This window comes from Brevibacterium sp. K11IcPPYGO002 (assembly GCF_050920635.1).
GTDB lineage: Bacteria > Actinomycetota > Actinomycetes > Actinomycetales > Brevibacteriaceae > Brevibacterium.
Genome location: NZ_CP131929.1, coordinates 3,931,033 through 3,945,580 on the forward strand (window position 1 = coordinate 3,931,033; position 14,548 = coordinate 3,945,580).

Annotated in this window: 12 protein-coding genes; 2 read left to right on the plus strand and 10 right to left on the minus strand. The window is 65.9% G+C overall.

Annotated elements, in window-relative coordinates; translation table 11 throughout:
* Positions 1–103: 103 nt before the first annotated feature.
* The 6 genes from QYM46_RS17975 to QYM46_RS18000 form a co-directional block, all read right to left on the minus strand.
* Positions 104–1,579: a dihydrolipoamide acetyltransferase family protein gene (locus tag QYM46_RS17975; protein WP_432790060.1), complete on the minus strand. Its 1,476-nt coding sequence runs from the start codon at positions 1,577–1,579 to the stop codon at positions 104–106.
* An 18-nt stretch (positions 1,580–1,597) separates the two neighbouring features.
* Positions 1,598–2,575 carry an alpha-ketoacid dehydrogenase subunit beta gene (locus QYM46_RS17980; RefSeq protein ID WP_432790061.1) on the minus strand — a complete coding sequence of 326 codons (978 nt, stop codon included), beginning with the start codon at positions 2,573–2,575 and terminating at the stop codon, positions 1,598–1,600.
* Positions 2,575–3,729: a pyruvate dehydrogenase (acetyl-transferring) E1 component subunit alpha gene (gene pdhA, locus QYM46_RS17985; protein ID WP_432790062.1), complete on the minus strand. Its 1,155-nt coding sequence runs from the start codon at positions 3,727–3,729 to the stop codon at positions 2,575–2,577. Before pdhA ends, QYM46_RS17980 begins: the two co-directional genes overlap by 1 nt.
* A gap of 467 nt (positions 3,730–4,196) precedes the next feature.
* Entirely contained in the window at positions 4,197–5,714 is a 1,518-nt protein-coding gene (locus tag QYM46_RS17990; RefSeq protein WP_432790063.1) for a hypothetical protein, read from the minus strand.
* Complete coding sequence (locus tag QYM46_RS17995) at positions 5,711–6,451, minus strand: hypothetical protein (RefSeq protein WP_432790064.1); 741 nt, start codon at positions 6,449–6,451, stop codon at positions 5,711–5,713. The genes QYM46_RS17990 and QYM46_RS17995 overlap by 4 nt, the downstream gene beginning before the upstream one ends.
* On the minus strand, positions 6,448–6,693 hold the full coding sequence (locus tag QYM46_RS18000; RefSeq protein ID WP_101554417.1) for a hypothetical protein: 246 nt from the start codon (positions 6,691–6,693) through the stop codon (positions 6,448–6,450). Before QYM46_RS18000 ends, QYM46_RS17995 begins: the two co-directional genes overlap by 4 nt.
* A gap of 251 nt (positions 6,694–6,944) precedes the next feature.
* Here QYM46_RS18000 and purB point away from each other — a divergent pair, with 251 nt between their 5' ends.
* A complete protein-coding gene (gene purB, locus QYM46_RS18005; protein WP_432790065.1) occupies positions 6,945–8,378 on the plus strand; it encodes an adenylosuccinate lyase in 1,434 nt (477 codons plus the stop codon).
* Between the two features lie 68 nt (positions 8,379–8,446).
* On the opposite strand, the gene QYM46_RS18010 is transcribed toward purB, so the two are convergent.
* On the minus strand, positions 8,447–9,259 hold the full coding sequence (locus QYM46_RS18010; RefSeq protein ID WP_169253561.1) for a transcriptional regulator: 813 nt from the start codon (positions 9,257–9,259) through the stop codon (positions 8,447–8,449).
* A gap of 165 nt (positions 9,260–9,424) precedes the next feature.
* On the minus strand, positions 9,425–10,804 hold the full coding sequence (locus QYM46_RS18015; RefSeq protein WP_211168026.1) for an MFS transporter: 1,380 nt from the start codon (positions 10,802–10,804) through the stop codon (positions 9,425–9,427).
* Positions 10,805–10,950: 146 nt separating this feature from the next.
* On the opposite strand from QYM46_RS18015, the gene QYM46_RS18020 reads away from it, so the two are divergent.
* Positions 10,951–11,835, plus strand: coding sequence for an alpha/beta hydrolase family protein (locus QYM46_RS18020; protein WP_432790066.1), 885 nt, complete (start codon positions 10,951–10,953; stop codon positions 11,833–11,835).
* A gap of 69 nt (positions 11,836–11,904) precedes the next feature.
* Here QYM46_RS18020 and QYM46_RS18025 read toward each other — a convergent pair whose 3' ends face one another.
* Positions 11,905–13,275 carry a D-arabinono-1,4-lactone oxidase gene (locus QYM46_RS18025; protein WP_432790067.1) on the minus strand — a complete coding sequence of 457 codons (1,371 nt, stop codon included), beginning with the start codon at positions 13,273–13,275 and terminating at the stop codon, positions 11,905–11,907.
* Complete coding sequence (locus tag QYM46_RS18030) at positions 13,272–14,534, minus strand: amino acid deaminase/aldolase (RefSeq protein ID WP_432790068.1); 1,263 nt, start codon at positions 14,532–14,534, stop codon at positions 13,272–13,274. Before QYM46_RS18030 ends, QYM46_RS18025 begins: the two co-directional genes overlap by 4 nt.
* Positions 14,535–14,548: the final 14 nt, after the last annotated feature.

Here is a 14,548-nt window from a genome sequence, read left to right on the forward strand (position 1 = left end):
CGGCCAGAACTAGGGACAGAAAGAACGCCCCGGCCCCGCACCATGCGAGACCGGGACGCTCGGGCCAGCAGCGCCGACGGACAGCCGACACCAGGGTGTAACCTCAGGCCAACATCAGGGTCGGGTCCTCCAGACCCCGTCCGACGTCGGCGAGGAACTTCGAGATGATCTCGCCATCGACGACCCGGTGATCGGCGCTGACCGACAGCGTGGTGATCTCACGCGGAACGATCTCGTCGCCCACCACCCACGGCTTCTTCCGCACCTGCCCGAACGCGAGGATCGCGGCCTCACCCGGATTGATGATCGGCGTACCCGCATCGACTCCGAAGACGCCGACGTTCGTGATCGTGATCGTGCCCCCGGCCTGATCAGCCGGCGGTGTCTTGCCCGACCGCGCCAGAGCGGTGAGATCCTGAATGCCCTGTGCCAGTTCGCTCAGACCCATAGCCTGCGCGTTCTTGATGTTCGGCACGATGAGTCCGCGCGGGGTGGCGGCCGCGATGCCGAGATTGACGTACTTCTTCACGACGATCTCGTCGCCTTCGAGGCACGAGTTGATCCGCGGATTGCGTCCCACGGCCCACGCCACGGCCTTGGCGACGATGAGCAGCGGCGAGACCTTCACATCCTCGCCGAGGAACTTCGTCGACTTCAGCCGGCGGACCATCGCCATCGTCTCGGTGACGTCGACGTCGAGGAACTCGGTGACGTGCGGCATGGTGAATGCCGAATCGACCATGGCCTTGGCCATCATCTTCGTCACGCCCTTGAACGGGATCCGCTCTTCGAGCGCTGCCTGATCACTCGCCGAGGCGGCCGCCGGTGCCGTGGCACCCGTGGTCGGCGCGGCCGTCCGGTTGGCGGCGGCGTGCACATCGTCGCGCGTGACGTCTCCGCGGGGACCGGTCGGGGTCACCTGGGACAGGTCGACACCGAGATCCTTCGCAAGCTTCCGCACGGGCGGCTTCGCCAGCGGCTTGCCCGGTGAAGCAGGAGCCGATGCGGGCTGTGCTTGAGCCGCCGAAGCCGCAGCAGGAGCCGCTGCCGGTGCAGGCGGCGCAGCAGGTGCAGGAGCCGCGGCCGGTGCAGGTGCCGAAGCCGCTGGTGCCGGTGCGTCCGCGACCGGAGCCTGCGCAGCCGACGCTGCGGGAGCAGCGCCTGCGGCAGGGGCTGGGACGGGAGCGCCCTTGCGCGGACGACGCTTCGACGACGTCTCCTTCGCCCCGTAGCCGACGAGAGTTGCTCCGCCGTCGGCATCACCGGAGGCATCGGCCGATTCCTCGGCCGAACCGGAAGTCGGCGCTCCAGCGGAGGCGGGGGCCGCCTCGGCGCCGGAATCATCTCCGCCGAAGCGGATGATCGGGGTGCCGACCTCGATGGTCTGGCCCTCCTCGACCAGGAGGGCACCGACGGTGCCGGCCTGCGGGCTGGGCAGCTCGACGAGCGACTTCGCGGTCTCGATCTCGACGAGGATCTGGTTGACGGTGACGGTGTCGCCGGGGGCGACCTTCCACGCGACGATGTCGGCCTCGGTCAGGCCCTCACCGACGTCGGGAAGAGGAAATTCGAATGACATTCTTGACTCTCCTCGAAATCAGTAGGACAGGGCCCGATCGACACCATCGAAGATGCGATCGAGGTCGGGCAGGTAGTGCTCTTCCATCCGCGAACCGGGGTACGGGGTGTGGTAGCCGCCGACCCGGATGACCGGGGCTTCGAGGTTGAAGAAGCAGCGTTCGGTGATGCGCGCGGCGATCTCCGAACCCAGTCCCAAGAAGGTCGGTGCCTCGTGGGCGACGACCAATCGGCCGGTCTTCGTCACGGACTTCTCGATCGTGGTGAAGTCGATCGGGTTGAGGCTGCGCAGGTCGATGAGTTCGACGCTCTTGCCCTCCTCGGCGGCCGCGGTGACCACGTCCTGCGCCGTCGGGACCAGCGGCCCGTAGGCGACGAGGGTGACATCGGTGCCTTCGGACACGACGCGGGCGTCGTGCATGCCCAGCTCGCCGCGAGCGGTAGTGTCGACGTCTCCGCGCATCCAGTAGCGACGCTTGGGTTCGAAGAACATCACCGGATCTTCGCTCTTGATGGCGTCCTGGATCATCCAGTACGCGTCATGAGCGTTCGACGGGGAGACGAGCCGCAGTCCCGCGTGGTGGGCGAACACGGTCTCGGGGCTCTCCGAGTGGTGCTCGGGTGAACCGATGCCGCCGCCGTAGGGCACGCGGATGACCAGCGGGATGCTCTCTTTGCCCAGGGTGCGGTTGTACAGCTTCGCCACCTGAGTGACGATCTGGTCGTATGCCGGGAAGATGAACGCGTCGAACTGGATCTCGATGACGGGACGGTAGCCGCGGATGGCCATGCCGATCGAGGTGCCGACGATGCCGGACTCGGCCAGCGGGGCATCGATGACGCGCTGCGGGCCGAAGTCCTTCTGCAGACCTTCGGTGACGCGGAAGACGCCGCCGAGCTTGCCGATGTCCTCACCGATGAGGACTACCTTCGGGTCGTCCTCCATGGCCTTGCGCATTCCGGCGGTGATCGCCTTCGAGAGGGGAAGTTTCTCCATCAGGCCTCACCCGCATCGGCGAACGAGGCCTGGTATGCCAGGAATTCGGCACGTTCCTCGTCGACGAGGGAGTGGGGTTCCGCGGTGACGTGCGCGAACATCTCGACGCCGTCGGGGTTCTCCATGGTCATGCAGTTGTGGCGGATGCGGGCGGCCAGGGTGTCGGCCTCGGCGTCCACCTCGGCGAAGAACTCGTCGCTGGTCTCGGTGTGCATGTCCAGGTACGCCTTGAGGCGGGTGATCGGGTCGCGGTCCTCCCAGATCTCCTCTTCGGCCTTGTCCCGGTACTTCGTCGGATCATCGGCCGTGGTGTGGGCGCCGCGACGGTAGGTGAAGGCTTCGATGAGCATCGGACCGTGGCCTGCGCGCACGGAATCGAGGCTGGCGCGGGCGACGGAGTACATCGCGATGATGTCGTTGCCGTCGACGCGGATGCCTGGGACTCCGAATCCTTCGCCGCGGGTCGACAGCGGGGCTGCGGACTGGACGTGAGTCGGTTCGGAGATGGCCCACTGGTTGTTCTGGCAGAAGAACAGGACCGGGGCGTGGAAGGCTCCGGCGAAGGTCAGCGCCTCGGAGACATCGCCCTGCGAGGTTGCACCGTCGCCGAAGCAGGCGATGGAGACAGTGTCGCGTTCGATGTCGCCGGTGCCGACGTCACCGTCCATGGAGATGCCCATGGCGTAGCCGGTGGCGTGCAGGGCCTGCGAGCCGATGACGATGGTGTAGGTGTGGAACCGGTGCTCCTGCGGATCCCAGCCGCCGTGGTTCTGACCGCGGAAGATCGACAGCAGGGTTTCGGGTTCGACGCCGCGGGTGTAGGCGAGGCCGTGTTCGCGGTAGGTGGGGAAGACGAAGTCTTGGGGGCGAGCGGCTCGTCCCATGCCGATCTGGGCCGCTTCCTGCCCGAACAGAGGTGCCCACAGGCCCAACTGTCCCTGACGCTGCAGGGCAGCTCCTTCGGCATCGATGCGGCGAACCAGGACCATATCCCGGTAGAAGCCGCGCAGATCCTCATCGGTGAGTTCTGCGGCGAAGGCGTCGTACTCACCGGACTCGACGCGATTTCCGTCTTCGGTGAGCATCTGGATCATTCTGGGCTCCGAGGACTGACTGTGGGCAGCACCGGTTCCCACTGAAATGTTGGAGGTCATTTCAGTTCTCCTTTGTTCGAGGTCCATCTTCACCGGAGGTGACCAGTGGTGGACCGTGTCCGTCGGGCAGGCCCTCGGATGTGAGAACTCGCCCTCGAGTGATCTGATTCACAGGTGGTATCACAATACCGAATCCACTCACTGCTTGCCACTCTCCCCATGCGGTTCGAGTATCAAAAGTGCAGGTCAGGAACAGACTATGGCCCGAGCTCGACACATGTGGCCGAGTTCCAAAGCGCTGAGTGGACAATTGTCGATCTCGGCAGAGATGCTCCATCGTCCGACCAATGCACATCCGAGCACCGAGGCGGCACTTCGCCGGGAGGTCGAGTGCTGGTTTCGTCGGGTTCGTTCCCGCACCGAGGCGGCCCTCCGGCACGCAGTCGGTTTCGGGTTCGGTCGGATTCGTTCCCGCACCGAGGCGGCTCATCGTGTCGATGCCGAGTGCCGCACCCGTCCGACCGAGTTCAGTGTCGCTTTCGCTTGCCCTGGTAATCGCGAGTATTGGCGAGGTCCCCGGTGAAGAAGCCCGAATTCTTCGACGTGAAGCGGTCGAAGGCGGGATTCCCGGCTCTGAGCAGAAGCCCGATCGAAGCAGAGTAGGCAACGGAGGAATGCGCCGCCCCGGCCGAGGCGAACATCTCATCGAGTTCGGCATCGGTCTTGTCCGCGAGCTCGGGGACTCTGCGCAATTCATCGGGGTCATAGTCGACGGTGACCGTCGACCAGTTCTTCGTCGCCGGGTTCTCGTTGCCGTCGAGATCGGGCACGAGGTCCTGTTCGTGTTCGATCGAGAGCACGTCGATTCCCTCATCGATGGCGAAGTCGGAGACCGGAGCCCCCACCGTCATCAGTGCCGTGACGTTGACATCGTCGAGGAAGGCCGGGTCCGCGGCCAGAGAACCTGCGGTGATCCCTCCCTGCGAGTAGCCGACGAGCATGACCTCGGCGTCGGGCCCGATACCGGCGTCGGCGATCGCCTGGCGCACCATTTCGCGCATCACGGTGTCGTTGCCGGCCATCCCCTGCACGTTCGTCGTCAGGTCGGTCGTATTGTCTCCCGACTTCGGCGACCAATCCGTGGTGGCCGGCACGTAGACGATATAGCGGGTCGTCCCACCGGGTCCGACGATCTCCTCGATGCGGACCTGTCCGGAGTCGGCTCCGCGGTGGCAGTTCGCTTCGCGGATGAAGAGGTCGTCGACATCACGGGGCGGCTCTTCGTGCGGCGGCGTCAGCCCTTTCGCCCTCCACACCTCGACATCGGAGGGCAGCAGCAGTCCGAACGCATTCGCACCGGCCAGGACCCAGATCGTCATCGACGTCGAATCGTGCGGCCAGAACGCGTGGTCGCCTTCGGAGTCGAGGACGAACGGAGGCAGGCCGAGGAATCCGACGACGAAGCCCGGCAGCACGTGCTCGATGACGGCTCCCGTGACATCGGACTGTTCAAACACGAACGTGATCAGCGCTTCCTTCGCTTTCGCCTTCGTCTTGCCCAAGTCGATGCCGAACTGTTTGGTGATGACATCATCGAGTCCGGTCACGTCGAGGATCTTGGTGACGACGACGACCTGAGCCCCGACCACGAGTGCGACGGGAATGATGACAGGCAGGCTGAGAGCGATGACGCGGCCGGTCGCGTAGCCGAGAGCGTCGAGCAGTCCGCCGAAGACTTCGCTGAGGCCCTTCTCCGCCTGACGGTAGGCGAAGGCGGCGGTCCGAACGGCGAGCAGTGTCGCCTCGAGCTCGAGCACCGAGGCGGTCAGCTGGCTGTGGAATCGGATCCGGCAGGCATCGAGGTTGAGCGCTGTCACGGGAGCCGGGACCTGGGTGAGCAGGGTCGCGAGATCGAAGTCTCCGACAGCTGCTTCGACGGACAGATCGCCGATGTCCGTGATGACGGTCTGCAGTGCGTCCGCGTTGCCATCGGCGCGTTCGTCGACGGTGATCCGCCCGCCGCCGCGCGTCGTCGAATCGATCATTGCGGGCCTTTCGCAACCCCTGCCGTCAGTGTCCGTGTGAGCACGGCGCTCAGCAGCGTCCGCACCGCCGCATCTCCTGCAGCGACGTCGTCATCGACGGTGACGGAATCGCCGTCGCGCTCGATGACCGGCCGGAACCACGTCCCGCCCTTTCGGCGGAGGAATTCCAGCCCCGTGGCTCCCTGTCCGCACGCCCAGCTGAGCGTGAGCACGCAGTCCTGTTCGACGAGCTCGGCGAGATCCTCGACGACGTGCCCGATCCGTCCCGGTTCGATCCGGCGCAGCAGCTGGTGCTGCGCGAAATCCTCAAGTCCCTCCCCCTGCAGTGCCAAGATCGCGTGACCGACACCCGGCCCGAGGCACAGCGCCAGGTGAACGGTTTCGGTTCCCGATGACACGACAACGCTGATGCGCGTGCTCACCCGATTGAGTTCGGAGGCGAATCCTCGCAGCCAGGCGGTGAGCACATCGAGATCCCGTTTCGCGCCTCCACCGCCCTCGGCCTTTCCCGGGGCCGCGGCGAGAGTTCCCGTACCTGCGCCGACCGATTCCGGGGCGCCGCTGCCCCGCCCCACCTCCGCCGAGGCGGAAGGACAGTCCCGTTCGATCCGGCGCGGGAGCAGGTCGGGCGGCCAGAGCCGACCCAGCCGTTCGGGCAGCCGGGTGATCCGGTCGAGGTCGACGACGATCCAACTGTCGATCCCTGCTGTCTCACGTGCGGCGGGGCGGGCGTTCACAGTTGGATCCGCCCGCCTGCCGACACGACCTGCAGGTGGAGGTCGTACGCCTCGGCGAGCTTCTCCGCCCGCTCACCCAGCCGGTCGATCGATTCCGCGCATGAGGCCACCCGGTCATCGAACAGCTTTCCTGCTGGGGAATCCCATCCGTCGATCCGGCGGCAGCTCTGCGCCAGGGAGTGCAGCACCTCCGCTCGCCGTCTCCACTGCTCGCGATTGCGCTCCAACTCATCCGTGATCATGCCTCAGCCCTCCCGCCTGTCCCTCCGGCATCCGTGCCCGAATCCCTCGACCGTAGGAGGCCCCAGCACGGGAGAGGAAGCCTCGATTTCGGGCCTGGGGAAGAGCCTCGAGCGTCCACAGGGCCGTGATGTCGAAGTCACCACGGAATCCACAGGGGACGATGCTCGAGTCCCGTCCGCCTCCCGCGCCTACCGCCCAGTAGTCCCGGACGGGTGCCGACCCGATTCGCCGCTCATGAGAAAATGAGGGCATGCCGACTGTTTCCCTTGCCGAAATCTCGCCCGCCATCGCTCTCGGACCGCTTGATGGTCGCTATCGCAAAGACACCGCTGACCTCGTCGATCACCTCTCCGAGGCGGCTCTCAACCGCAATCGCATCACGGTGGAGATCGAATGGTTCATCCACCTCGCACAGAGCTCGGTGATCGAGGGTGTACGCACCCTCACCCCCGATGAGGTCGACGGACTGCGCGCTTTCGCCGCCGACTTCGACGCCGACACCATCGCCACGCTGGCCGCTCATGAAGCCGTCACCGTCCATGACGTCAAGGCCGTCGAATACACAATCAAAGAAGCACTAGTGACGATCGGTGCCGAGGATCTCGGCGAGCTCGTCCACTTCTGCTGCACGTCCGAAGACATCAACAACCTGTCCTGGGCGCTCGGCATCAAGGGTGCCACCGAACAGGTGTGGTTGCCGCGGGCCAAGGCTCTCATCGACGCTCTCGCCGAGTCCGCCACGGAACTGGCCGAGGTTCCGATGCTCGCCCACACTCATGGTCAGCCGGCCACACCGACGACGATGGGCAAGGAACTCGCGGTCTTCGTCCACCGACTCCGCCGCCAGTACGAACGCATCGCCGCCACCGAGTTCCTCGGCAAGATCAACGGCGCCACGGGCACCTATTCGGCGCATCTGGCGGCTGTGCCGGGAGCCGACTGGCCGCAGATCGCCCGCACCTTCGTCGAAGACCGTCTCGGGCTGACCTTCAACCCTCTGACGACTCAGATCGAGTCCCACGACTGGAACGCCGAACTGTTCGCCGATCTCGCTCGGTTCAATCGGATCGCCCACAATCTGGCCACCGATATGTGGACCTACATCTCGATGAACTACTTCAAGCAGATCCCCGTCGCCGGTGCGACCGGTTCGTCGACGATGCCGCACAAGGTCAATCCGATCCGGTTCGAGAACGCCGAAGCCAACCTCGAACTCTCCTGTGCTCTTCTCGATTCCCTGGGCTCGACGCTGGTCACTTCTCGGATGCAGCGCGACCTCACCGACTCGACCTCACAGCGCAACATCGGTGTCGCATTCGGCCACTCGGTTCTCGCGCTCAACAATCTGGTCAAAGGCCTCGGAGCCCTCGCCATCAACGAGGAGGCACTGGCCGCCGACCTCGACGGCAACTGGGAGGTCCTCGGTGAAGCCGTTCAGTCGGTCATGCGCGCCGCCGGACTGCAGGGTGTGCCGGGAATGGACAATCCGTACGAAACGCTCAAGGAACTCACTCGCGGCAAGCGCATCAACCAGGCCGATCTGCAGACGTTCGTCGACGGTCTCGGGCTGCCCGAGGAGCGCGCCGAACTGCTCAAGGCTCTGACACCTGCCACCTACACCGGTGTCGCGGCTCAGCTCGCTGAGTCCGAGGTCGCGGACTGGAAGGCCGTCAGCGAGGGCTGAACCACGACGCTGACGACACATCGAGGCCGGTCGTCCGAATTCGGAAGACCGGCCTCGCTTCTCGAGGGTCAGACGGACGGGATGTCGAAGGTCGTCGTGAACTCGGGGACCTTCTCGTCGGTTCCCATCACCTTCCCGGCGCCGCGTTCGTAGCGGATCGTGTAGGTGTCCTGCTTCTCATTCGGAACATAGGCGAGCCAGCCTTGGTGGGTTCCGCCGTCGCGGCGAGACACATCTTCGAAGGGTTCGAATCCGGCGGCCCGCATCTCGGCTTCGAGGCCGTCGGTCTGGTCGTAGCGGAAATCCGCACCCCCGTCTTCGGAGATCTTGAACGCTCCGGACTGGATGAGTCCGCTGTATTTCTTGCCCGGGGTGATCTTGACTTCGAGGAGGACGACTTCGCCGCCGAGTTCGATCGCCGAGGCCCTCTTGGACGACTCGAAGTTCCGCACCGCCGAGAGCACCTCGATCTTGTCCTGCATCTCCGGGTCCTCGAAGCTTTCACCGATACTGACCTGGCCCTGACTGCCGGACGACGACCCCGAATCCGACCCGGTGGACCCGTCGGCGGACGAGGTCGACGACGACGAGGAGTTCGAGGCCGACTGATCGGAACTCGAGTCCTGCCCGCCGGCCTGGTCCTCGCTGTTCTTGTCGGCACTCGGCTCCTGCCCGTTCTCATCGCCCTGATCCTGACCATTCTGGTCCTGACCGCCGTTCTGGTCCTGACCGTCCTGGCCCTGACCGTCGGCGTTCGACTGCTCGCCGGTCTGGCCCTGGTCGGGCTGGACGACCTGGCTGATGAGCGAGCAGCCCGAGAAGGCGAGGGTACAGCTGAGCAGGGCCGCAGCGGTGAAGGTGGCACGCTTCATGCGTTTCATGGTGACTCCTTGATCGGTCTCTCGCATTCGGAAGCAGGTCGCCCGAATGCGTGTTCTGAAACCAATCTATGAGCTCGTCGCGGCCGAGATGTGTGCAGCGTGTGGCAGAACGGCAACGTCTGTCACCGATCCGCCGCAGCCCCGAACAGCCGCCCGGCCACGTCCTCAAGCGGGCACGAGATGCCTGTCCGCGTCCACCTCGGCGAGGGTCTTCTTGCCCATGCTGCGGGCGAGGATGAGGGTCGGGACTCCGGCGACGATGATGACGACGGTGGCGTAGATCGCCGGTGCCAGCGTGATGCCCGTCGACGACATGAGTGCCGTGGCGATGAGCGGTGAGAGCCCGCCGAACAGAACGGTGGCGACGTTGTAGCCGATCGCCATGCCGGAGAAGCGGCTCGTGCCGGTGAACTGCTCGGGGACCATGGCGGCCGCCACAGCGCTCCACCCGGCCGCCGGGATCGCGAGGAACGCCGATCCTGCGATCGCGATGCCGGCGGACTGGTTGGACAGCAGAACATACGCGGGAATCGTCGTGAAGACGAAGACGACCATGAGTGCCGCCAAGGCAGGTTTGCGCCCGAACTTGTCCGAGGCGAGGCCGAAGAACGGGGTGACGACGATGGCGACGACGGCCGCAACGGTGCCCAGTGCCAGGGAACCGGAGTTCGGGACCTTCGCCACCTCCTCGATGTAGGTGGGCACATAGGTGATGTTGAGGAAGTAGCTGACCGAGCCGATCGACGAGATGAGGAAGGCGACGAGGATCGCCCGCGGCTGCTCGAGGATCGCGGTGATGAGCGGGGAGCGTTCGAGACCGACGTCCTTCTTGCCCTTGTTGTCCTTCTCCGCCTGCTGCAGCCGTTTGAAGGTCTCGGTCTCCTCCATCATCGACCGAAGCGGAACCATGATGATGGCAAGCACGGCGCCGAGGACGAACAGCAGCCGCCAGCCCCAGGAATCCATCGCCTCGGGACTGAGCGTATTCGCCAGCAGCGCACCGGATCCCACGGCCAGAAGCGCGCCGACCTCGCTGTTGGCCGCAGCCCAGCTGGCAGCCAATCCGCGCTTTCCCGGTCCCGCCGATTCCATGAGGAAGACCATGATGCCGGTGTACTCGGCACCGACGGAGAATCCGGACAGGCAGCGAAGGGCGACCATGAGGACGCCGGCCCAGATGCCGATCGTGTCGTAGTTCGGAATCACCGCGATCCCGAGCATGGAGATCGCCATGAGGACCGCGGAGATGATGAGCGTCGAACGACGTCCGATCCGATCACCGAGGTGACCGAAGACCATCGCGCCCAAGGGCCGGAAGAGGAATCCCGCCGCACCGACTCCGAGGGTCAGCAGCAGGGAATCCGTCTGGTCGCCGAAGAACTCCTTGGTCAGGGTCGTGGCGACATAGAAGAAGATCGAGAAGTCGTACCATTCGACGACGGTGCCGAAGGCGGCGACGAACATCGACCTGCGCCGACCTCTCTCCCGCTCTCGACTGCCTGCCTGGGCGGGTGATGCGGGATGGTTCCGATCCGACGCTGTCATTCCCCGAGCGTACCAGCACGCTCGGACATCGAATACCGCCGAGGATGTCGGCAGTGATTGCGCCGCACATGTCGGCAGTCGACGCCAACCGGAATTATATTACTGACTGGTAGCATATTGGGGCAGTGGTGATTACCCTGAAAGATATGGACTCACTTCTCAAGCAGGACGTGCGCATCCCGGTGTCGAGCCGGTCCGGTGCCGGCGATCTCGAGGGACATCTCTTCCTCCCCTCGGCCGACCCGCACGCGGTGCTGACGATCCACCCGGCCACCGCGACTCCCGAACGCTTCTACTTCTCCTTCGCCGAGGCGGCGGCTGCCCGTGGGTTCGCCGTGGTCACCTACGGCTTCCGCGGTGTCGGTGACCGGAGGGCGGCTCGCGCCCATCGGCATCTGCGCATGCGCGACTGGATCTGCGAAGATGTGGCGGCCGCGGGCACCTGGGCGGAGGAGAGGTTCCCTGATCTGCCGCATACGGCGTTGGGCCACAGCCTCGGCGGGCACGCTCTGCTCCTGGGCAGCGGCGGAAAGCGGCTGTGCGGAATCGTCACAATCGCCACAGCGATGGTGGCGGCCCGCAGCATCGCACCCCGCAGCGAGCGCTTGCGAGTGGAAGTCGGCCTCGGAGTCTTCGGCAGGGTGGTCACACGAGTGTTCGGGTATATGCCCGGCAGCCGAGTGGGACTCGGCGAGGACATCCCCGCCGCCGCCCTCTACGAGTGGACGAACTGGCTGCGCCGCACCCACTTCTTCTTCGACGACCCGAGTTTCGACGCCGAGGCACGCACCGCCCGACTGCGCACACCTGTCCTCGCCGTCGGCACCTCCGACGATCCCTGGGCGACCGGTGCGTTCGTCGATGCGCTCACCGACCGCCTGCGGCTGGCACCGGTGACGCGGCGCACCTTCGTCCCGGAGGAACTCGGCACCGATTACATCGGCCATCACGGTCTCATGCGCCGATCCATCGCGAACGACGCCTGGCCGGAGATCCTCGACTGGCTCGAGACGAGAGCAGCCGAAGAATAGGTCGCCATCGGAGACTTTTCGCGCCGAGAAGTATCCGTCTGCGACCACTTCTCGGCTGACGCTTCGCCCTCAGATGCGGCTGAGACCGAACAGTGAGTCGGTGAAGCGGTTGCCGAACACGGCCTCTGGATCCACACGGGCCCGCAGCTCGCAGAAGTCCGCGAATCGCGGATAGAGCTCGTTCAGGTCGGCGGCCGTGCGGGTGTGGATCTTGCCCCAGTGCGGTCGGCCGCCGTGCCGGCTCAGGATCTCCTCGACGACGCGGAAGTACTCGGCGAAGTCCTCCTTGATGAAGCGGTGGACGGCGATGTACATCGTCTCCCGCCCCGTCGCCGTCGACAGCGGCACATCATCGGCGGCGGCGCACCTGACCTCGAGGGGGAATGAGATCGCCCACCCCTTGGCCTCGATGACGTCTCGGATCTCACAAATCGCCTCGGGTCCGGAGTCGAAGGGCAGCGCGTACTCCATCTCGTTGAACCGCACCCGCCGAGGGGTGACGAACACATCATGGCCCGGTGCCCGGTACGTCCGGTCTGCCACGACGGACTGGGCGATGCGATTGATCGAGGGCACCACGCCCGGGACCTTCGCCCCGAGCTCGACGGCCAATCGCAGTGCCCCGTTCTCCACCACCTCTTTGTCGAGGAGGTTGAGCCACCGGTTGCGCACCCCCGCCTCGGCGAGGTGGCCCGGCCCGGCCTGCCCCGGTTCCACTCGGGTGTTCGTCTTCGTCAGCACCGAATCGGTGTGCGGGAACCAGTAGAACTCGAAATGGTCGGTCCCACGCATCCGGTCGGTCAGCCCGTCGAGGAGTTCGTCGAATCCGGCCACCTTCTCCTCGGCGATGAGGTCGAAGGCCGGTACGCACTGGAGTTCGACTTCGGTGATGACGCCGAGAACGCCGAGGCTGACCCGTGCAAGGTCGAAGACCTCCGGTTGCGCTTCGGCCGACAGCTCCCGCGCCTGCCCGTCGGGGCCCATCAGGCTCAGCCCGGTGACGGTCCCGGCGAACCCGGTGAACCCGATTCCGGTGCCGTGCGTGCTCGTCGAGATCGCACCGGCCAGGGCTTGCGGATTGACATCGCCCTGATTCTCCAGGGCCAGTCCGTAGGGTGCGAGCAGTGCGGGAATGTCCCGCAGTCGGGTGCCGGCGGCAAAGCGCACCCGCTTGCGCACCTCGTCGACGGCGATGATGCCGGAGAGTCCGTCGAGATTGACCATGACATCGTCCCCGGCGGCCACCGGGGTGAAGGAATGCCCGGCCCCGACGACCCGCAGACGGTCCCCCGCTGCCGCAGCGGCCGTGACGATTCCCGATAGTTCCTCCGCCGAGGCGGGGCGTGCGAATGTGTGCGGATGTGCATGGACGTGACCGGCCCAGTTCCGGAATCTCTGCCGACCGGATCGGTCGCCTCGTCGCGGCTGCACGTCTCTCACAGCACGAGCCCCTCTCCTCGATAGGTGGTCCAGGCATCGCTGATGCGGCCCTGGGACACGATCTGGACGTCGTTGAAGTGTTCGGCCAGCTCACCGGCCTTCGCGTGCCGGAACCACACGAGGTCGCCGATGCGCAGCGAGTCCGTGCCGGGCCCGGTCAGCGGCGTCTGCACCTCTCCGGGCCCCTCGAGGCCGGAGTACTCGAGTCCCGGCGGCCAGGCGATCGTCGGCAGACGGTCGGGGCCGGGGACTCCCGAGGCGATGAACCCGCCCTTGAAGACCGTCACCCAGCCGGGCCCGGGTCTGCGCACGACGGGAGTGACGAAGTATGCGGCCGGCCGGTGCCGGAAGTGCGTATAGCCGTCGAAGAGTCCCGGGGAGAAGAGGCCGGATCCGGCGGCGAGTTCGGTCAGAGTGCCTTCGCCGGAGCTGGATTCGAACGAGCCGGTTCCCCCGCCGTTGACGAATTCGAGGTCGGCGACCTCTCTGACGGCGGCGATGACGGCGGCTCGTCGTTCGGCGAGTTCGGCGATCGAGGCTCTCTGCATGGCGCGCACGATCGCCTGCCTGACCGTTCGTCCGGCGTCGGCGGTGCCGGCGATCTGCCCCTCGTAGAACATCATCCCGACGAGGTCGAACCCGGGCCGGGCCGCGACCTGTCGGGCGAGCGCGACGGCTGCTCGCCCGTCACGGATCGGTGATCGCCTGGCCCCGATATGGACCCGGTCTCCCAACCAGGATTCGGCCGGGCGATAGGAGGAATCGACGTCGATGCACACCCGCACCGAGGCGGCTCCCGCCTCGGCGAGGATCGCCCCGTTCCCCGCCGGACCGGTCCTTTCCGAGCCGGAATCCCGCCCCGCCTCGGCGAGGGATCTGCGGACGTCGTCGATGATGTCGAGGTGGTCCACGGAGTCGATCATCACGGTGATGTTCGACCGCGCTCCCGCCTCGGCGACCATCCGGGTCAGGGCCGGCCGGTCGAGGCTGGGATAGCCGATGACGATATCGCGGACGCCGCGGGCGTGGAGGAACAGCGCTTCGGGAACGGAGAATGCGAGCACGCCGGAATAGGCGGGGTGGGCGAGCGCTCGGTCGATGGCCTCGGGCACGCGCAGGGATTTCGTGGCCAGCCGGATCGGCAGTCCGCGAGCGCGCTGAGCCAGGGCATCGAGGTTCTCGTCGAACGCGTCGAGATCGAGGACGGCGGTGGGTGCACAGGTCCCTTTCAGCGCACGCCGGAGTCCACTCGAAACCATATTCGGTAGTCTAG

What these genes read in the sequence shown, in the direction of transcription:
- QYM46_RS17980 (WP_432790061.1), bottom strand. Translation starts at nt 2,575, where the DNA reads ATGGAGAAACTTCCCCTCTCGAAGGCGATCACCGCCGGAATGCGCAAG.
- pdhA (WP_432790062.1), bottom strand. Translation starts at nt 3,729, where the DNA reads ATGACCTCCAACATTTCAGTGGGAACCGGTGCTGCCCACAGTCAGTCC.
- QYM46_RS18015 (WP_211168026.1), bottom strand. Translation starts at nt 10,804, where the DNA reads ATGACAGCGTCGGATCGGAACCATCCCGCATCACCCGCCCAGGCAGGC.
- QYM46_RS18030 (WP_432790068.1), bottom strand. Translation starts at nt 14,534, where the DNA reads ATGGTTTCGAGTGGACTCCGGCGTGCGCTGAAAGGGACCTGTGCACCC.
- QYM46_RS17975 (WP_432790060.1), bottom strand. Translation starts at nt 1,579, where the DNA reads ATGTCATTCGAATTTCCTCTTCCCGACGTCGGTGAGGGCCTGACCGAG.
- purB (WP_432790065.1), top strand. Translation starts at nt 6,945, where the DNA reads ATGCCGACTGTTTCCCTTGCCGAAATCTCGCCCGCCATCGCTCTCGGA.
- QYM46_RS17990 (WP_432790063.1), bottom strand. Translation starts at nt 5,714, where the DNA reads ATGATCGATTCGACGACGCGCGGCGGCGGGCGGATCACCGTCGACGAA.
- QYM46_RS18020 (WP_432790066.1), top strand. Translation starts at nt 10,951, where the DNA reads ATGGACTCACTTCTCAAGCAGGACGTGCGCATCCCGGTGTCGAGCCGG.
- QYM46_RS18000 (WP_101554417.1), bottom strand. Translation starts at nt 6,693, where the DNA reads ATGATCACGGATGAGTTGGAGCGCAATCGCGAGCAGTGGAGACGGCGA.
- QYM46_RS18010 (WP_169253561.1), bottom strand. Translation starts at nt 9,259, where the DNA reads ATGAAACGCATGAAGCGTGCCACCTTCACCGCTGCGGCCCTGCTCAGC.